This is a genomic window from Brachybacterium sp. AOP29-B2-41, from assembly GCF_052378395.1.
Lineage (GTDB): Bacteria > Actinomycetota > Actinomycetes > Actinomycetales > Dermabacteraceae > Brachybacterium.
The window spans coordinates 1-18438 of the sequence record NZ_JBQSXR010000012.1; the positions used below are offsets into that span (position 1 = coordinate 1).

The following is an 18438-nucleotide window of genomic DNA, read 5'->3' on the forward strand; positions in this document are numbered from 1 at the left end:
GATCTGGCGGCGCACACCGCTCGCGGCCAGTACGTGGGCGGCTGGCAGGGAGGCGAGCAGGTGCGTCCCTATCTCGAGGAGGACGGCATCCCCGCCGATTCCACCACCGAGACCTTCGCCGCGATGCGCCTGGACATCGCCACCCGCCGCTGGGCCGGTGTCCCCTTCTACCTCCGTGCAGGCAAACGGCTGGGCCGCCGCGTCACCGAGATCGCAGTCGTCTTCAAGCGTGCCCCGTTCCTGCCGTTCCGCTCCACGGACACCGCGGATCTGGGTCAGAACGCGATCGTCATCAGGGTCCAGCCCGATGAGGGCGTCACCATGCGCTTCGGCTCGAAGGTCCCCGGCACCCAGATGGAGGTGCGGGACGTGACCATGGACTTCGCCTACGGCATGAACTTCACCGAGGAGTCACCGGAGGCGTACGAGCGGCTGATCCTGGACATGCTGCTCGGGGACCCGCCGCTGTTCCCGCGGCAGAAGGAGGTCGAGCTCTCCTGGAAGATCCTCGACCCCATCACCGAGTTCTGGGCCCAGAACCTCGACCCCGCTCCTTACCGCCCCGGCACCTGGGGCCCCGATACCGCGCACGAGATGCTCGCCCTCGACGGGCGTACCTGGAGGCGACCGTGATCACCACCCTGACCGACACCACCGCATCGGCGATCAACAAGCAGATGATCGAGATGCGGGAGACGTTCGGCGCGAACACCATCGGCCGGGTCCTCACCCTGATCATCGTCGCCACCGGCGATGTCGAGGAGCCGCTCGAGGCGGCCATCGCCGCCAGCCACGAGCATCCTGCCCGGGTGATCGTGGTCGATGCGGAGCCGGAGGCTGAGAACTCCGGCCTGGACGCGGAGATCCGGGTGGGCCGTGACGCCGGCGCCGGGGAGATCGTGATCCTGCGTGCCCGCGGGGACGTGCTGTGGTCGCTGGACACCCTGGTGATGGCGCTGCTGCTCCCCGATGCCCCGATCGTGACCTGGTGGCCGGAGAATGCTCCCTCCTCCCCCATCCATGACGTGCTGGGTTCGATGTCCCAGCGTCGCATCACCGACTCCGCCGCCTGCCAGGACCCGCTGGGGACCCTCAAGCGGCTGCGCCGCGGCTACGCCAGCGGCGACTCCGACTTCGCCTGGGCGCGGCTGACCCGCTGGCGCGGACTGGTCGCGAGCGCCTACGAGGTCCCGCCGATCTCGACCCCCACCAAGGTGGAGGTCGCCGGCACGGTCGACAACCCCTCGGTGGTGCTCATGGCCGGCTGGCTCGAGCACGCCCTCGGGGTCGAGGCGGAGGTGCTGCCCCCCAACGGCGGCGACGTCGACTATGCGGGTGTGCACAGCGTCCGTCTGGTCCGCCAGGACGGCACCATCGACCTCACCCGGGTCGATGACGCCTCGATCGTGATGAAGCTCCCCGGTGACGACACCGGACAGCACGTCACCATGCCGCGCCGCACGCTCGCTGAGCTCATCACCGAGGAGCTGCGCCGACTGGACCCCGACGAGGTCTACGGCGAGGTGCTCGCCACCACGTACAGCAGCATCGATGACACCGCCACCTTCGCCGGGGGCAAGCCCGATCCCGTCGACCAGGTGCTGCCCGACGCGGACGGGGTCGCGGCCGCTGCCGCAGAGCACACCGCGAAGCAGCTCGCAGCCGCCCTCGAGGAGCGTCCGCTCGCGCACCTGGTGCTCACCGGCGGGACGGTCGGCACCAAGACCGCCGCTGCGCTGCCCGCAGCGCTGGACGCCGCAGGGGTCGATGCGAGCCGCCTGCACCTGTGGTGGGGCGACGAACGCTTCGTGGCCTCGGACTCCGAGGATCGCAACGAGGTGGCGGTGCGTGACTCGCTGCTCGCGCCGCTCCAGGCCGAGTCCGGGCTTCCGGCCCGCAACATCCATGTGATGCCCTCCCCCGCGGACGGCATGTCACTGGACGACGCCGCCGCCTGGTACGGGCAGCAGCTGGACCAGATGGGCGGCGATCAGCCGTTCCGCACCCGCGGCCGGGCGTTCTTCGATGTGGTGATGCTGGGCGTGGGACCTGACGGTCATATCGCCTCGCTGTTCCCCGAGCATCCGGATCAGCGACAGGTGGCAGCGAGCGCGATCGGGGTCACCGACTCGCCGAAGCCGCCCTCGGAGCGGATCTCGCTGACGTGGCCGGTGCTGAACTCCTCCCGCCATGTGGCACTGCTGGTCGCCGGCGAGGAGAAGGCCGGCGCGGTGCGCGACGGTCACCAGGACATCAACCCCTGGGAAGTCCCTGCCTCGGCAGTGCGCGGCCTGGAGTCGACGACCTGGTTCCTCGACGCCGCCGCCGCCGGGCAGCTGCCGCAATGAGCAGTCCCACGGGACGCTGAGAACGCGAGAAGGGCCGGTCACCACCATGGTGACCGGCCCTTCTCATACGACTCAGCGGCCTTTAAGAGACCGGAGGCGAAGGCTCAGAGCAGCTTCTCCACGATGCCCAGGCCGACTGCGCACACGCCCCAGCTGACCGCGACACCCACCGTGAGGCGGTTGAGATTGCGCTCGGCCACCCCAGAGGCGCTCGCATTGGAGGAGACACCGCCGCCGAACATATCGGAGAGCCCGCCGCCACGTCCCTTATGCAGCAGGACGAACATGATCGTGAGCAGACCGAGGACGGCCAGCATGACCTGAAGGATGAGCTTCAGCAGGGGCAGATCCACGAGTGCAGGCACCTTCCACGGGGTACGACGGACTGATCCAGCATACGGCACGGGCCGGACCCGTACTGGGTCCGGCCCGCGTGGCAAGGCTCTCGCCTGCTGAGCTTCTACCGCTCGCAAGCTCGCAGTACGTCGCTCAGCCTGCGCTGAACCTGCTGAGCTTCTACCGCTCGCAAGCTCGCAGTACGTCGCTCAGCCCTGGAAGCCCGCGATCTTGGCGAACTCCTCGGCCTTGAGCGAGGCTCCGCCGACGAGGGCGCCATCGACATCGGCCTTGCCCATCAGCTCGACCACGTTGGACGACTTCACGCTGCCGCCGTAGAGGACGCGGACCGCGTCGGCGACGACATCGCCGTGCAGCTCGCGCAGCGCCTCGCGGATCGCCTGGCAGACCTCCTGCGCGTCGTCTGCACTGGCCACCTCGCCGGTGCCGATCGCCCACACGGGCTCATAGGCGATGACGATCTTCGCCGCCTGCTCGGCGGTCAGACCCTCGATGCCGCCCGTGAGCTGCGCGAGGGTGAACGGGACATGGTTCCCGGCCTTGCGCTCCTCGAGCGGCTCTCCGACGCACAGGATCGGGGTGAGCCCCGCGGCGAAGGCTGCCCGAACCTTAGCGTTCGTGACCTGCTCGTCCTCGCCGTGGTACTGGCGACGCTCCGAGTGGCCGACGGCGACATAGGTGCAGCCCAGGGTCTTCAGCATCTGCCCCGAGACCTCGCCGGTGTAGGCACCGGACTCGTGCTCGGAGATGTCCTGCGCGCCGTAGGCGATCGGCAGCTTGCCGGCGTCCACGGCGACTTGCACGGTGCGCAGGTCCACGAACGGGGGGAGCACGACGGTCTCGACGACCGAGGTGTCGAGACCCTTGAGCTGTTCTCCCAGCTCCTCGACCAGGGACAGGCCCTGCTTCCAGTCGAGATTCATCTTCCAGTTGCCCGCCATCAGCGGGGTACGGGTCGTCACTTGGAGTCCTCCTCGAGGATTGAGATGCCCGGCAGGTCCTTGCCCTCGATGAGCTCGAGGCTCGCGCCGCCGCCGGTGGAGATGTGCGAGTAGAGGGATTCGTCGAATCCGAGGATGCGGACCGCGGCGGCGGAGTCGCCACCGCCGACCACGGTATAGCCGGGAGCCTTCGAGAGCACATCCGCGACGCTCGAGGTGCCCTTGGCGAAGCTCTCGAACTCGAAGACACCCATCGGGCCGTTCCAGAACACGGTCGCTGCATCGGCGATCTTCTCGCCGAACAGCTTCGCCGTCTCCGGGCCGATGTCCATGCCCTCCTGATCCGAGGGGATCTCGGAGGAGGGGACCACCGTCGCGGGCGCGTCGGCGGAGAACTCGGGTGCCACCACCGTGTCGACGGGCAGGACCAGCTCGACACCGTTCTTCTCGCCGCGCTCGAGGTACTCGCGCACCACGTCAAGCTTGCTCTCGTCGAGCAGCGACTTGCCGACCTCGTAGCCCTGCGCCTTCTGGAAGGTGTAGGCCATGCCGCCGCCGATCAGGATGCGATCGGCCTTGCCCAGCAGGCTGTCGATGACTCCGAGCTTGTCGGCGATCTTCGCACCGCCGAGCACCACCACGAAGGGGCGCTCCGGAGAATCGGTGACCTTGCGCAGGGACTCCACCTCACGCAGCACCAGCTCACCGGCGGCCGAGGGCAGCAGGGTGGCGAGCTCGTACACGGAGGCCTGCTTGCGGTGGACGACGCCGAAGCCGTCGGAGACGAAGGCATCACCGAGGGCGGCGAGCTGCTCGGCGAAGGCGAGCCGCTCCGACTCGTCCTTCGAGGTCTCCCCCGGGTTGAACCGCAGGTTTTCGAGCACGGCCACCTGGCCATCCTCAAGCCCGGCCACGACCTCCTGCGCGGAGCTGCCGACGGTGTCCGTCGCGAAGGCGACGTCCTGGCCCAGCAGCTCGCCGAGACGGCCCACGACCGGCTTCAGGGAGTACTTGTCCTCCGGTGCGCCTTTGGGGCGGCCGAGGTGGGAGATCACGGCGACCCGTGCACCGGCTTCGACCAGCCGGGTGAGGGTGGGCAGGGCGGCGCGGATGCGACCGTCATCGGTGATGGTGGTCCCGTCCAGCGGGACGTTCAGATCAGCCCGGACGAGCACGCGCTTGCCGCGCAGCTCTCCGAGCGAGTCGATGGTCTTCAGCACGATGGTGCTCCTTCAGGTTCGGGCGAACGCGCCATCGCTCGGCGCGGACTCGTGAGACGACCGGAGCCCACCGGCCACCGACCCTTCGGGGTGGTGACCGGTGGGCTCCGGGGTGATCCGGGTCGTCAGTACGACGACCGGTGGATCAGAGGGACTTGCCCACGAGCTGCGAGAGCTCGACGAGGCGGTTGGAGAAGCCCCACTCGTTGTCGTACCAGGTGAAGACCTTCACCAGGTTGCCGTTCACCTTGGTGAGCTGGCTGTCGAAGATCGAGGAGTGCGGATCGCCCTCGATGTCCTTGGAGACGATCGGATCCTCGGTGTAGCGCAGGATCCCCTTCAGCGGGCCCTCTGCAGCCTTCTTGATGGCGGCGTTGATCTCCTCGACGGAGACCTCGCGCGATGCCTCGAAGGTGAGGTCGGTGATCGAGCCGGTGGGGACCGGAACGCGCAGCGAGTAGCCGTCCAGCTTGCCCTTGAGCTCCGGCAGCACCAGCGCCACGGCCTTGGCCGCACCGGTGGTGGTCGGGACGATGTTCAGCGCGGCCGCACGTGCACGGCGGGGGTCCGAGTGGGGGCCGTCCTGCAGCACCTGGTCCGAGGTGTAGGCGTGGACGGTGGTCATCAGACCCTTGACGATCCCGAACTCGTCGTTCAGCACCTTGGCCACGGGGGCGAGGCTGTTGGTCGTGCAGGACGCGTTGGAGATGATGTGGTGGTTCGCGGGGTCGTAGTCGCCCTCGTTCACACCGATGACGAAGGTGCCGTCCTCGTTCTTGCCGGGGGCCGAGATGATGACCTTCTTGGCGCCGGCCTCGAGGTGGGCCTTGGCCTTCTCGGCGTCGGTGAAGATGCCGGTGGACTCGATGACGACGTCCGCACCGATCTCGCCCCACGGGATGTTCTTGGGATCGCGCTCGGCGAACGCCTTGATGGTGTTCTCCCCGACGGTGATCGAGTCGTCGTCGTACGAGACGTCGTAGGGCAGCACGCCACCGATCGAGTCGTACTTGATGAGATTCGCGAGCGCGGCGTTGTTAGTGAGGTCGTTCACACCGACGATCTGGATGTCGGCCTTCTGCTCGAGTGCGGCGCGCAGGAAGTTACGGCCGATGCGGCCGAATCCGTTGATTCCAACCTTGATGGTCAAGGGTTCCTCCTAGATTCGCAGAGAACTGCGAAATTCCGGTACTGACATGGTGCGCACGCCCTTGTACGCTCGGACGGCGCCGGAAGTGACCGACGACCACGACGATCTTATCAACGTCCTGGGTCCGGTGACGGGGGTAATCGGTCCTCGTCCACTCCGTGGTCGGTTCCGGGCATGCCCAGATCCTCCGCGCGCTTGTCCGCAGTGGCGAGCAGGCGCCGGATCCGCCCGGCCACGGCGTCCTTGGTGAGGGGCGGATCCGCCAGACGGCCGAGCTCCTCGAGGCTCGCCTGACGGTGCTCGAGGCGAAGCTGGCCCGCCGCCTGCAGATGCTCGGGGACCTCATCACCGAGGATCTCCAGCGCCCGCTGCACCCGCTGCCCGGCAGCGACCGCCGCGCGGGCGGAGCGGCGCAGATTCGCGTCGTCGAAGTTCGCCAGTCGATGCGCGGTCGCCTTGACCTCTCGCTTGGTGCGGCGCTCCTCCCAGCTCTTGACGGTCTCGTGCGCCCCCATGCGGGTCAGCAGCATGGAGATCGCGTCTCCGTCCCGCAGCACCACGCGATCGGTCCCTCGTGCCTCGCGCGCCTTGGAGGCGACGCCCAGCCGGCGGGCGGCCCCGACCATCGCGAGCGCGACCTCGGGGCCCGGGCAGGACAGCTCCAGCGCTGAGGAGCGTCCCGGCTCGGTGAGCATCCCCCGGGCCAGGAAGGCTCCGCGCCAGGCGGCCTCCGCGTCGACCGTCGCCCCGCCGACCACGAAGGGGGGCATCCCCCGCACCGGTCGGCCGCGGGCATCGAGCAGGCCGGTCTGCCGCGCGAGCATGCCGCCCTCGCGTTCGACCCGCACGATGTAGCGAGTGGTGCGGCGGATGCCGGAGGGGGCCAGGACCGCGAGCTCGGCCCGGTGGCCGTACATGTCGGCGATGATCCCGTGCAGACGCCGGGCGACCGCGGCGGAATCCAGCTCCGCCTCGACCACCACCTTCCCGGCAACCAGGTGCAATCCGCCGGCGAAGCGGAGCATCGCTGCAGCCTCTGCCTTGCGGGCGGAGGGCCGGCTCACCTCGAGGTGGCTCAGCTCCTCCTTCGCCTCACCCGTCAGAGCCATGCAAGTCCTCCTCGATGGTGGGGGGCTGTGCCCCCGTGATGCGGTGCTCGGTGCCCTCATGGTCGGGCTCGACATCGCCGTAGGCGTCGTCGAAGAGATCACGGTACGCGGCGGCGAGCCGCACCGGGTCATGGTGCGGTGTACCGTCCCCCACGCTCACCTGGCGCAGCAGGGTGCGGATCCCGCGGGCCTGGGCCGCCTCCGCCAGCTCGAGGGCGTCCTCGAGGGTAGTGGGATCCGCCAGGAGCGCATCGAAGCGGCACCCCTGGGCTCGTTCCAGGAGCACATCGAGCATGTCCAGGCTGGTCATGCCCTCTGCCTCCTGCGACCCCACCGAGAGGTTGGTGGTGATGCAGCGCCGGGCGGGGCTGGTGCGGATCGCCTCGGCGATCTCGGGGATCATCAGATGAGGCAGCACGGAGGTGTACCAGGAGCCGGGGCCGACGATGATCCAGTCTGCGCGGCCCAGCGCGTCGATCACGTCCTGCGGGACCCGTGGCCGCTCGGGGATCAGCCGGATGTCCTCGACCCTTCCCTCCGCGGTCGCGACCTGCCACTGACCGGAGACCGTGCGCAGAGTGCCGTCGGCGCCGCGCACCTGGGCCTCGATATCGAGGGGGTCCAGGGCCATCGGCAGCACCCGTCCTCTGGCGCCGAGCAGCTCTGCCATCTGATCGAGCGCCTCGACCGGGTCCTCGAGGATCTGCCACAGCGCGACGATCAGGAGGTTGCCCAGGGCGTGCCCGTCGAGCTCGCCATCGGTCGCGAAGCGGTGCTGGATCACATCGCCCCAGATGGAGCCCCAGTCGGAGTCCTCGCAGAGCGCCGCGAGCGCCATCCGCAGGTCCCCGGGGGGCAGCACCGGCATCTCGGTCCGGATCCGTCCGGAGGAGCCGCCGTTGTCGGCGACGGTCACCACGGCGGTGATGTCATCGGCCAACAGCCGCAGGGCGCGCAGGTTCGCGGCCAGGCCGTGACCGCCGCCGAGAGCGACCACCCGCAACGGGCGCTGCGGATCGCCGCGCCGACCCCGCCGCGCACTGGCGGAGCGATCCGCGCCCCGGAGGCGAGATCCCCGGGCGCGCGGTGCGATGCTCATTCGCGCCCCAGATCGCGGTGGCGGATCCGTACGGCGTGGCCGCTGCGGCGCAGCTCCTCGCCGATCTTCTCCGAGACCGCGACCGAGCGGTGCTTGCCGCCGGTGCAGCCGATCGCGAGCGTGGTGAAGTGCTTGTTCTCGGCGCCGTAGCCACGCAGCACCGGACGGATCATCTCGAGGTAGCGGTCCACGAACTCCTGCGCGTTGGCGTCCTTCAGGACGAAATCCGCCACCTCGGGGTCGGTGCCCCGCTTCGGTCGGAGCTCAGGGACCCAGTAGGGGTTGGGGATGAACCGGACGTCGCTGACGTGATCGGCTTCGAGCGGGATCCCGTACTTGAAGCCGAAGGAGAGCATCGTCACGGTGAGCTGCTGCTCCTCGCTGGTGCCGAAGACGGTGCGCATCTTCATCGTGAGCTGGTGCACGTTCAGGGGGGAGGTGTCGATGACCAGGTCTGCCATCCGCCGGTAGGGGGCGAGCATCTCGCGCTCCCGGCGGATTCCCTCCAGCACGCCCTCCTCCCCCTGCAGCGGGTGGGGACGGCGCACCGAGTCGAAGCGACGCACGAGCGTGGATTCGTCGGCGGTGAGGAACACCAGGCGCAGGCGCAGATCGGCCTTGCGCAGATCGGCGACCACATCGGAGAGCTCGCTGAAGAAGGGGCCGGAGCGGGGGTCGACGACCACGGCGAAGCGGTTCTCGCGGCCCACGGCGGTGGCGCGCAGCTCATATAGCGTCCCGATCAGCTGCGGCGCGATGTTGTAGACGACGTACCAGCCCATGTCCTCCAGGGCGTGGGCGGCGGTCTCCCTCCCGGCACCGGCGAGGCCGGTGATGATGACGACGTCACCCCGGGTGTCAGTGGTGGGGGTCAGTACGGGCTCCTCGGTCACGAGCGCTCCTTCCGGGGTCGGGGACAGGGGGTGGGTGCAGCTGGTCAGCGGTCGAGGATCTCGCCGGTCGCCATGTCCACGGTGACAGCGAGCTCGCCGTCCTCGAGGACTGCCTGCGCCTGGTCCCCCTGGTCGGATCGTAGCGCGAGCGCGATCTGCGCGGCCAACGCGGGTCCGATCCCGTTGACCCGAGCCAGCTCCTCCTCGCTCGCCGCACGGATCGCGGAGACGGTCACGAAGCGATCCAGGAGCGCCCGTCGACGGGCGGGGCCGAGCCCGGGGATGCCGTCCAGGGCGCTGGCCTGCATGGCGCGACCGCGCTTGGATCGGTGGTAGGTGATCGCGAAGCGGTGCGCCTCGTCACGCAGGCGCTGGACCAGGAAGAGCGCTTCGCTGGTGCGCGGCAGGATCACCGGGTAGTCGTCCCCGGGCAGCCAGATCTCTTCGAGCCGCTTGGCGATGCCGGCCAGGGCGATGTCGGTGATGCCGAGGTCGTCGAAGGCACGCTGGGCGGCGGCGACCTGGGGCGGGCCGCCGTCGACCAGGATCAGCGAGGGCGGGTAGGCGAAGCGCCGGTACCGTCCCTGCTCCTCCTCTGCCGGCTCGGGCGGGTCCAGGTGGTGCTTGAGCCGCCGGGAGATGACGTCGTACATGGAGGCGGTGTCGTCGCGGGCTGCCTCGCCGCTGACGGCGTAGCGGCGGTACTCGCTCTTCTTGGGCAGGCCGTCCTCGAAGACCACCTGGGACCCGACCACGTTGGTGCCATGGGAATGGGAGATGTCGAAGCACTCGATCCGCAGCGGCGGCTCGGCGAGGTCGAGCGCCTCCCCCAGGTCCTCGAGCGCCTTGGTGCGGGCGGTGAGATCGCCGGTGCGCTTCAGACGGTGCAGCCGCAGCGCCTCGGTCGCGTTCTCGCCGACGGTGAGCAGCAGGTCCTTCTTCTCGCCGCGCTGCGGGACCCGCAGGTCAGTTCGCGGGCCCATCAGCTCGAGCACCTGCTCGCGGTTCCGGGGCAGGATCGGGACCAGCACCTCCTTGGGTGCCGGGCTCTCGGCGTACAGGGTGGTCAGCGCGCGCTCGATGAGGTCGGGCCCGGTGGATTCGTCGAGAATCTCCGCGGTCCAGCCGCGCTGGCCGCGGATCCTGCCGCCGCGCACATGGAAGACCTGCACGGAGGCTTCGAGCTCGTCCTGCGCGAGGCCCACGAGGTCCGCGTCGGTGGCGTCGGAGAGCACCACGGAGTTCTTCTCCATGACCTTGTTCAGCGCCTTGAGGTCGTCGCGCAGGCTCGCGGCGGTCTCATAGTCCATCGCCGCGGCGGCGCCCTTCATCTGCTGCTCGATGCGGCGGGTGTACTTCGAGGTGTTGCCGGCCATGAAGTCCGCGAACTGCTCGGCGAGGCGGCGGTGCTCGTCCTCGGAGATGTCTCCGACGCAGGGGGCGGCGCATTTGCCGATGAAGCCCAGCAGGCAGGGCCGCCCGGCGCGCTCGGCGCGGCGATACACCCCTGCGGTGCAGGACCGGATCGGGAAGACCCGCAGCATCAGGTCGAGGGTCTCGCGGATCGCGCCCACCTGCGGGTAGGGCCCGAAGGTGCGGTCACCCTTGGCGCGGGGCCGACGGGTGATGTGCACCCGGGGCACCTGCTCCCCCATCGTGATCACCAGGTACGGGTAGGACTTGTCGTCGCGGAACTTGACGTTGAAACGCGGGTCGAACTCCTTGATCCAGGTGTACTCGAGGGTGAGCGCCTCCACCTCGGTGCCCACCACGGTCCATTCGACGCTCGCGGCGGTGGTGACCATCCGCCGGGTGCGTTCGTGGAGGACCGCGAGATCCTGGAAGTAGTTGACCAGGCGCTGGCGGAGGTTCTTCGCCTTGCCCACATAGATGACCCGGCCGTGCTCGTCCCGGAAGCGGTACACCCCGGGCCGGGTCGGGATGGTCCCGGTGGCGGGACGGTAGGTCGCCGGATCTGCCACGGTGTGCTCAGCGCTCGGTGCTTCTCGGGGTGCGGCCTGCTCGTCCCGTGGCGAGCATCGGGGCGAGGAAGTGCCCGGTGTAGGAGCCCGGGGTCTCCGCCACCTGCTCGGGGGTGCCGGTGGCGACGATGCGGCCGCCGCCCGAACCGCCCTCGGGGCCGAGGTCGATGACGTGGTCGGCGGTCTTGATGACGTCGAGGTTGTGCTCGATGACGATCACCGAGTTGCCCTTGTCGACCAGGCCGTTCAGCACCTCGAGGAGCTTGCGGACGTCCTCGAAGTGCAGGCCCGTGGTGGGTTCGTCCAGCACGTAGATGGTGCGTCCGTTGGAGCGTTTGTGCAGCTCGGAGGAGAGCTTCACCCGCTGCGCCTCGCCGCCCGAGAGGGTGGTCGCGGACTGGCCGAGCTTGACGTAGCCCAGGCCCACGTCGACGAGGGTCTGCATCTGGCGGCGGATCGCGGGGACCGCGTCGAAGAACTCGAGCGACTCGGCGATGGACATGCCCAGCACCTCGGCGACGTTCTTGTCCTTGAACTTCACCTCGAGGGTCTCGCGGTTGTAGCGCTGGCCCTTGCAGACCTCGCACTGGACGTAGACGTCCGGCAGGAAGTTCATCTCGATCTTCAACGTGCCATCGCCGGAGCAGGCCTCGCAACGGCCTCCCTTGACGTTGAAGGAGAAGCGCCCGGCGGTGTACCCGCGGATCTTCGCCTCGTTGGTCTGGGCGAACAGGGTGCGCACCCGGTCCCAGACCCCGGTGTAGGTGGCGGGGTTCGAGCGCGGGGTGCGGCCGATCGGCGACTGGTCCACGTGCACGACCTTGTCGAGGTGCTCGAGGCCGGCGACCCGCTTGTGGCGGCCGGGGACGATCCGGGCGCGGTTCAGCTCCTTAGCGAGCACCGCGTAGAGGATGTCGTTGACCAGCGACGACTTTCCGGAGCCGGAGACGCCGGTGACGGCGGTGAGCACGCCGAGGGGGAAGGAGACGTCCTGCCCGACGAGGTTATTGGCGCGTGGGGCGACGACCTTGAGCATCCGCTCCTTGTCGATCTCTCGGCGGGACTCCGGCAGCGGGATCTCGAGCGCTCCGGAGAGGTACCGGCCGGTGAGGCTGGTCTCGTGCTGCTTGAGCCCTTCCACCAGGCCGGAGTAGACGACCTCGCCGCCGTGCTCGCCGGCCAGCGGGCCGATGTCCACCACCCAGTCCGCGGCGTTGAGGGTGTCCTCGTCATGCTCGACCACGATCAGGGTGTTGCCCAGATCGCGCAGCCGCTCGAGGGTGACGATGAGCCGCTCGTTGTCGCGCTGGTGCAGGCCGATCGACGGCTCGTCGAGCACATACAGCACGCCCACCAGGCCGGAACCGATCTGGGTGGCCAGGCGGATGCGCTGGGCCTCACCGCCGGAGAGGGTGCCGGCGGCACGGGCGAGGGAGAGATAGTCCAGGCCCACGTCGAGCAGGAAGCCGAGCCGGGAGCGGATCTCGCGCAGCACCTCGTCGGCGATCTGCGCCTCCCGCACCCCGAGCTCGAGGCTGTCATGGAAGGCGTGCGCCTCACGGATCGACATCTCGGTGACCTCGGCGATGGAGCGCCCGCCGACGGTCACGGCGAGCACCTCGGGTCGCAGCCGGGCACCCTTGCAGGCCGGGCACGGGACCTCGCGCATGAACTGCTCGTAGCGGTCCTTGGCCCAGTTCGACTCGGTGTCGGAGTGGCGCCGCTCGAGGAAGTGCATCACACCCTCGAAGCCGGTCGAATAGGTGCGCTCGCGGCCGAAGCGGTTGCGGTACTTCACGTGGACCTTGTGGTCCTTGCCGTGCAGCAGCGCTTCCTGCGCCCGCTCGGGCAGGGCACGCCAGGGGGTGTCCATCGAGAAGCTCAGCTCCTCGGCGAGGCCGGCCATCACCTCGAGGTGACGGTCGGTGGAGCCCATCGTCCAGGGCGCGATCGCGCCCTCGGCGAGGGTGAGGTCCTCATCCGGGATCACGAGCTCGGGGTCGACCTCGAGCCGCTGGCCGAGCCCGGTGCACTCGGGGCAGGCGCCGTAGGGCGCGTTGAACGAGAAGGTGCGCGGCTCGATGTCGTCGATCGCGAGCGGGTGGTCGTTGGGGCAGGCGCGCTTCTCGGAGAAGCGGCGGATCCGGTCCGGATCCTTCTCGTCCAGGTCCACGAAGTCGACGGACAGGATCCCCTCGGCGAGCCGCAGCGCGGTCTCGACGGAGTCGGTGAGGCGGCGGCGGGAGTCCGGCTTCGCGGCGAGGCGGTCCACCACCACCTCGATGGTGTGCTTGAACTTCTTGTCGAGGGTGATCTCCTCGTCGAGCCGGCGGTTCTCCCCGTCGATGCGGGCGCGGGCGAAACCCTGGGAGCGCAGCGAGCTGAGGAGGTCCACGTGCTCGCCCTTGCGGCCCTGGACCACGGGGGCCAGCAGCTGGAACCGGGTGCCGGGCTCCTCGCCGAGGAGGGTGTCCACGATCTGCTCCGCGGAGGAGGAGCTGACCTTCTCACCGCAGACGGGGCAGTGCTGCTCGCCGGTGCGGGAGAACAGCAGACGCAGGTAGTCGTAGATCTCGGTGATGGTGCCGACCGTCGAGCGGGGGTTGCGGTTGGTCGACTTCTGATCGATCGACACCGCAGGGGACAGCCCCTCGATGAGGTCGACGGACGGCTTGTCCATCTGACCCAGGAACTGCCGGGCATAGGCGGAGAGCGACTCCACGTAGCGGCGCTGTCCCTCGGCGAAGATGGTGTCGAAGGCCAGGGAGCTCTTGCCCGACCCGGACAGGCCGGAGAACACCACCAGCTTGTTGCGGGGGATGTCGATGTCGATGTTCTTGAGGTTGTGCTCGCGCGCACCACGGACGACCAGAGATTCAGTCACCGGACCATTCTAGAGGCGAACACCCACCTTCGAACAGTTGTTCGGAGGAGAGGTGGACGACATACTGGGCCCATGAGCGATCACGAGTACACCGGACACGTTGAACCCGGAGGCGAGCCGATGGTGCGCGACCTCCGCCACCTGCAGATCCGCAAGCTCTCCGTGGGCCCGATGAACAACAACGCCTACCTGCTGACCTGTCGGGCCTCGGGAGCTCAGCTGCTGATCGACGCCGCTGCGGATCCCGACGCGCTGCGCCGCATGGTCGCCGCCGGTGGGGAGCACAACGTGCTGGACCTCATCGTGACCACGCACAGCCATCACGACCATGTGGGGGCGCTCGCGGAGATGATGGGCGCCACCGGTGCCCGCACGGCCGCCGGGGAGGCGGATGCCAAGGAGATCACCGAACGGATCGACCTCCCCCTCGCCCACGGTGACGTGCTCCGATTCGGGCAGCAGCAGGTCGAGATCATCCACCTGCGGGGCCACACCCCGGGCTCGGTCGCGGTGCTGCTGCGCGCCGGGGATGAGGGCGATCACCTCTTCACCGGAGATTCTCTGTTCCCGGGCGGGGTGGGCAACACGGAGCAGGATCCGCAGCGCTTCGCGCAGCTCATGGACGACGTCGAGGAGCGGATCTTCGACCGACTCGGGGACGAGACGTGGGTGTACCCGGGCCACGGGGATGACACCACGCTCGGCGCCGAGCGCCCCTCGCTGCCGGCCTGGCGTGAGCGGGGCTGGTGACCCCTCCCTCGTCACCGGCGTCTGTGCCCTCTTCCCTGCCTGCCGTCCCGCCCACGTGGTGCGTCCTCGGTCGCGGCGCTGGCGGGCGCACACGGCTCGTGGCACTCGATGGGCAAGGCAGGCCGCTCGGGGTGGAGGAGGTGGCGGCCGACGGGCTGACTGCGCTGGTCACCCGGTACGAGGCGGAGCATGCCCCGCGCTGGGTCTGGAGCGACGCGGCAGCCTGGTATCCACGACTGCTCGCCGCTGGGGTGACCCTCGAGCGATGTCATGACCTGCGGCTGATCCACCGGATCCTCTGTCACTCGGAGCTCGTCCAATTCGCGCAGGCGCTGCGCGCTGCGACGGGCTGGGACACGCCGCTGGACCCCCACGAGCCGGTGAAGGCTCAGGGCGCCACCCTTTTCGAGCTCGATGTCGCCTCTCCGCGCTCCGGCGGCGTCCCCTCCGACGCGGAGGAGACGCTGGCCGAGTTCGTCCGTCAGCGCACCGCGATCGACACCGCGAGCGATCCGGCACGGCTGCGTCTGCTGATCGCCGCGGAGTCGGCCGGGGCGCTGATCGCCGCCGAGCTGCAGGCCGCTGGGATTCCCTGGGACGTGGCCCATCACGACCGGATCCTCACCGCCGCCCTCGGGCCACGCCCCTCCCCCGGCACGCCGCCAGCGCAGATGGTGCAGACCGGGGCCGAGGTGCGGGCCGCTCTCGGTGACCCGCTGGTGCCGCTGGACTCCCCGCCGAAGCTGCTGCGGGCCTTGCACCGGGCTGGGATCGATGTGCCCTCCACCTCGCAGTGGGAGCTGCAGCAGCATGAGCACCCGGCCATCGAGCCGCTGCTGCGGTACAAGAAGATGTCCCGCCTGCTCACCGCCAACGGCTGGACCTGGCTCGATGAATGGGTGCATGAGGGTCGATATCGCCCCGTCTATGTGCCCGGCGGGGTGGTCACCGGGCGCTGGGCCTCCAGCGGCGGTGGTGCCCTGCAGATCCCGCGCCAGCTGCGCCCGGCGCTCCGCGCCGATCCGGGCTGGCGTCTGGTGAGCGCGGATGTCGCCCAGCTGGAGCCGCGGGTGCTCGCCGCGATGTCCGGGGATCGGGCGATGATCGCTGCCGGGGCCGGCAAGGATCTTTACTCCGGGATCGTGGACGCCGGGATTGTCACCACGCGGCAGGAGGCGAAGATCGGCGTGCTCGGAGCGCTCTACGGGGGCACCACCGGGGACAGCGGAAGGGTGGTGCCGCGGCTGCGGCGGAACTTCCCTGACGCGATGGCGCTGGTCGACGGCGCGGCGGCGACCGGAGAGCGCGGCGGGACGGTCACCACCTGGCTGGGACGCTCCTCCCCCGCACCTGAGGAGGCCTGGTCGCAGGCGCAGCGCGCCGCGAACCAGGTCGATGCGGGGGTCGGTCAGCAGGAGGCGGCGCGGCGCTCCGCCCGGGACCGCGGCCGGTTCACCCGGAACTTCGTTGTCCAGGGCACCGCCGCAGAGTGGGCGCTGTCCTGGATGGCGGCGCTGCGGCTCCAGCTCGCGGCGCTCCCGGAGGTGGCGGAGTCCCAGGCGGCCGCGCCCTCCGGCCCGGTGTTCGCACGAAGGGCGCACCTGGCGTTCTTCCTGCACGACGAGGTGATCGTGCACGCCCCGGCCGAGCAGGCGGAGGCCGCCGCCGAAGCGATCCGGGAATCCGCGAATGCCGCCGGCAGGTTGCTGTTCCCCGGCAGTCCGATCGATTTCCCGCTGGACCTGACGATCAGCGAGCGCTCGGCGGAGAAGTGAGCTCGTGCTCAGTGCGCGTCGAGAGCTTCGAGGTAGTCCAGGCAGGTCTGCAGGATCGCGCGGATCCGACGCTCGAGGACCTCGGCCGGTTCCCACCGCCCCCAGGGCGAGTCACCCTCGGTGTACTCGGTGAGCAGGGGCCGGATCATGGACATCTCCGTTGCGGTGATCTCGTAGTCGGTGCTGATCACCTGGAGCGTGTCGCGCAGATCTGAGCGCCCGGGCCCTGCGGTGGTGCGGAGCACGTCGATGGCGCCTTCAAGCCAGCCGAGATCGTCCTTGCCATCCTCGGTCACCGACTCCTCCATCTCGGTGGTGACGAGATCGAACAGCATCATGTGTGCGGCGAGATATCCGGGATCCGCATCCTCGTGGTCGTCGTGGGGAAGGCGCGCGGCGCGGCCGATGAGTCGCGCGGCACGTCCCTCGTCACCGTCGGCCAGCGCGAGCAGCGCTTTACGGAGCAGCTGCCTCGCGCCCTCGGCCGCAGCGATGCTGAAGGGCTGCAGGGTGCGCCCGGAGGTGCCCTCGGTGTTCCCGAAGCCGGTGTCGTCGAGGGCCAGAAGGTGCTGTTCGAGGTCGCCGATCTGTTCGCCGCGCATGGCGTCGAGCCTACGCGGGCCGGGCCCTATGCGCTCTCGTCAGAGCTCCGGTCGGATCGTCAGCTGGCGTTCTCGTCCTCCGGGCTCGAGGGCACGCGGTCCCCGAGCGCATTCACTCCCAGCATCAGTGCCCCGGAGGCGAGCCCCATCATCACGCGGGGAGCGGGCACACCCCGTCGGCGCAGCAGGTTCTCGATCCCGCGGTCCAGGCAGATGCTCGCTGCCCCGGCTCCGGCCACCACGCCGCCGAAGGCCAGGGACAGGGCGCACTGGGAGACGGTCGACATGCTCGACCCGCGAGACGGCTCGTCAGTGATCCTGTCCGCACGTCGGGCCACGGATGAGCGGGATGCATAGTGCTGGAACGCGAGCAGCATGATGGCCGATGTGGCGGCGGCGGGGACCACGATGTAGCCGGTCTGCACCGGGCGTGGCAAGCGGTGCAGCGGGATCATTCCGACGCCGATCGTCACGGCGGTGCTGACGGCGTGGGTCAGGATCCGAGAACCTGGGGGCTTGGACATGGGCATTCTCCTCGATCACGTGAAGGTGGCGCGACGTGCTCGGTGCGGGAGGGCAGGCCGCGCCGTCGACTCGCGCCGTCGACGTGGTCACGACGCTACCGGCGGACACCGCCTTCCGCCGCCGACGATCGTCGGCGCGGTGGATGACCTTCGACGGGTCAGGCGCAGGCGCACCATCCATGCGAGACGATGGGTGCATGCGTCTGTGGTCACTGCACCCCCGCCACCTCGATCGCCAGGGCCTCACCGGCTGCTGGCGGGAATCGTTGCTGGCCCAAGCGGTGCTCGCTGGACGGACACGGGGCTACCGCGCGCACCCGCAGCTGGAGCGGTTCCGGGCGCATTCCGAGCCGGTCGCCGCCGTCGGCGCCTATCTCGCAGCCGTCGCGCAGGAAGCGACCGAGCGGGGCTACCGCTTCGATCTCACGCGCATCGATCTCCCGCCGGGAGCGGGCGTGCAACCAGCTCCTATTCCGGTGACGGACGGCCAGCTCGCGCTCGAGTGGACGCATCTGCTCGCGAAGCTCGAGCGCCGAAGCCCTGTGTTGTGGGAGCAGGAACGTCAGCTCCATCAGCCCGAGGTGCATCCGCTGTTCGAGGTCATTCCAGGACTTGTCGAGTCATGGGAGCGTGAGCCCGAACGTCGCGAGCGTTGACTGCGGGGTCGCTCGAGGCACCTCGGCTGTACATCAGCAGCACTCTCCGGATCTGGTGAGATCTGCCGTGCCGCAACCAGACGAGAGCCCCTCCTCTGCGCACTTCGGAAGCATCCTTCCGATAGGACGCTCAGTGTGGGATAGCGGC

Annotated in this window: 15 protein-coding genes and 1 pseudogene; 5 read left to right on the top strand and 11 right to left on the bottom strand. The window is 69.4% G+C overall.

Annotation, left to right across the window (positions count from 1 at the left end; translation table 11 throughout):
* Both ACT3T9_RS12220 and pgl read left to right on the top strand, forming a co-directional pair.
* A pseudogene (locus ACT3T9_RS12220) lies at window positions 1-633 on the top strand (glucose-6-phosphate dehydrogenase); the annotation flags it as partial.
* Complete coding sequence (gene pgl, locus ACT3T9_RS12225) at window positions 630-2348, top strand: 6-phosphogluconolactonase (protein WP_442332302.1); 1719 nt, start codon at window positions 630-632, stop codon at window positions 2346-2348. The pseudogene ACT3T9_RS12220 and the gene pgl, both read left to right, overlap by 4 nt.
* 104 nt (window positions 2349-2452) lie before the next feature.
* Here pgl and secG read toward each other — a convergent pair whose 3' ends face one another.
* The 9 genes from secG to uvrA all read right to left on the bottom strand — a co-directional run bounded on the left by secG (window position 2453) and on the right by uvrA (window position 13983).
* Window positions 2453-2695, bottom strand: a complete 243-nt coding sequence (gene secG / locus ACT3T9_RS12230) for a preprotein translocase subunit SecG (RefSeq protein WP_441444115.1) — start codon at window positions 2693-2695, stop codon at window positions 2453-2455.
* A gap of 198 nt (window positions 2696-2893) precedes the next feature.
* Entirely contained in the window at window positions 2894-3667 is a 774-nt protein-coding gene (gene tpiA, locus ACT3T9_RS12235) for a triose-phosphate isomerase (RefSeq protein WP_441444046.1), read from the bottom strand.
* On the bottom strand, window positions 3664-4866 hold the full coding sequence (locus tag ACT3T9_RS12240; RefSeq protein WP_444606692.1) for a phosphoglycerate kinase: 1203 nt from the start codon (window positions 4864-4866) through the stop codon (window positions 3664-3666). The genes tpiA and ACT3T9_RS12240 overlap by 4 nt, the downstream gene beginning before the upstream one ends.
* A gap of 145 nt (window positions 4867-5011) precedes the next feature.
* A complete protein-coding gene (gap, locus tag ACT3T9_RS12245; protein ID WP_444606693.1) occupies window positions 5012-6016 on the bottom strand; it encodes a type I glyceraldehyde-3-phosphate dehydrogenase in 1005 nt (334 codons plus the stop codon).
* Window positions 6017-6126: 110 nt separating this feature from the next.
* The gene (whiA, locus tag ACT3T9_RS12250) at window positions 6127-7125 is read right to left on the bottom strand and encodes a DNA-binding protein WhiA (RefSeq protein ID WP_441444048.1); all 999 of its coding nucleotides are present in this window, start codon (window positions 7123-7125) and stop codon (window positions 6127-6129) included.
* A complete protein-coding gene (locus ACT3T9_RS12255; RefSeq protein WP_442332301.1) occupies window positions 7109-8224 on the bottom strand; it encodes a gluconeogenesis factor YvcK family protein in 1116 nt (371 codons plus the stop codon). The genes whiA and ACT3T9_RS12255 overlap by 17 nt, the downstream gene beginning before the upstream one ends.
* Window positions 8221-9117, bottom strand: a complete 897-nt coding sequence (gene rapZ / locus ACT3T9_RS12260; protein WP_441444050.1) for an RNase adapter RapZ — start codon at window positions 9115-9117, stop codon at window positions 8221-8223. Before rapZ ends, ACT3T9_RS12255 begins: the two co-directional genes overlap by 4 nt.
* Before the next feature lie 44 nt (window positions 9118-9161).
* Window positions 9162-11099, bottom strand: a complete 1938-nt coding sequence (gene uvrC / locus ACT3T9_RS12265; RefSeq protein ID WP_441444051.1) for an excinuclease ABC subunit UvrC — start codon at window positions 11097-11099, stop codon at window positions 9162-9164.
* A gap of 7 nt (window positions 11100-11106) precedes the next feature.
* A complete protein-coding gene (gene uvrA / locus ACT3T9_RS12270) occupies window positions 11107-13983 on the bottom strand; it encodes an excinuclease ABC subunit UvrA (protein WP_442331802.1) in 2877 nt (958 codons plus the stop codon).
* Between the two features lie 72 nt (window positions 13984-14055).
* Between uvrA and ACT3T9_RS12275 the strand changes: the two genes are divergently transcribed.
* Together ACT3T9_RS12275 and ACT3T9_RS12280 are read left to right on the top strand one after the other, a co-directional pair.
* Window positions 14056-14733: an MBL fold metallo-hydrolase gene (locus ACT3T9_RS12275; protein WP_441444053.1), complete on the top strand. Its 678-nt coding sequence runs from the start codon at window positions 14056-14058 to the stop codon at window positions 14731-14733.
* A 23-nt stretch (window positions 14734-14756) separates the two neighbouring features.
* On the top strand, window positions 14757-16508 hold the full coding sequence (locus tag ACT3T9_RS12280; protein ID WP_441444054.1) for a bifunctional 3'-5' exonuclease/DNA polymerase: 1752 nt from the start codon (window positions 14757-14759) through the stop codon (window positions 16506-16508).
* A gap of 8 nt (window positions 16509-16516) precedes the next feature.
* Here ACT3T9_RS12280 and ACT3T9_RS12285 read toward each other — a convergent pair whose 3' ends face one another.
* Together ACT3T9_RS12285 and ACT3T9_RS12290 are read right to left on the bottom strand one after the other, a co-directional pair.
* Window positions 16517-17110, bottom strand: a complete 594-nt coding sequence (locus ACT3T9_RS12285; RefSeq protein ID WP_444606694.1) for a hypothetical protein — start codon at window positions 17108-17110, stop codon at window positions 16517-16519.
* Between the two features lie 59 nt (window positions 17111-17169).
* Window positions 17170-17634, bottom strand: a complete 465-nt coding sequence (locus ACT3T9_RS12290) for a hypothetical protein (protein WP_442331801.1) — start codon at window positions 17632-17634, stop codon at window positions 17170-17172.
* Between the two features lie 197 nt (window positions 17635-17831).
* On the opposite strand from ACT3T9_RS12290, the gene ACT3T9_RS12295 reads away from it, so the two are divergent.
* Complete coding sequence (locus ACT3T9_RS12295; protein WP_441444116.1) at window positions 17832-18290, top strand: pyrimidine dimer DNA glycosylase/endonuclease V; 459 nt, start codon at window positions 17832-17834, stop codon at window positions 18288-18290.
* The last annotated feature ends 148 nt before the right edge of the window (window positions 18291-18438 follow it).

Excerpts from the sequence above, each read along its gene's own strand:
- whiA (WP_441444048.1), bottom strand. The coding sequence starts at position 7,125 with ATGGCTCTGACGGGTGAGGCGAAGGAGGAGCTGAGCCACCTCGAGGTG.
- ACT3T9_RS12285 (WP_444606694.1), bottom strand. The coding sequence starts at position 17,110 with ATGCGCGGCGAACAGATCGGCGACCTCGAACAGCACCTTCTGGCCCTC.
- ACT3T9_RS12295 (WP_441444116.1), top strand. The coding sequence starts at position 17,832 with ATGCGTCTGTGGTCACTGCACCCCCGCCACCTCGATCGCCAGGGCCTC.
- ACT3T9_RS12290 (WP_442331801.1), bottom strand. The coding sequence starts at position 17,634 with ATGTCCAAGCCCCCAGGTTCTCGGATCCTGACCCACGCCGTCAGCACC.
- ACT3T9_RS12255 (WP_442332301.1), bottom strand. The coding sequence starts at position 8,224 with ATGAGCATCGCACCGCGCGCCCGGGGATCTCGCCTCCGGGGCGCGGAT.
- ACT3T9_RS12275 (WP_441444053.1), top strand. The coding sequence starts at position 14,056 with ATGAGCGATCACGAGTACACCGGACACGTTGAACCCGGAGGCGAGCCG.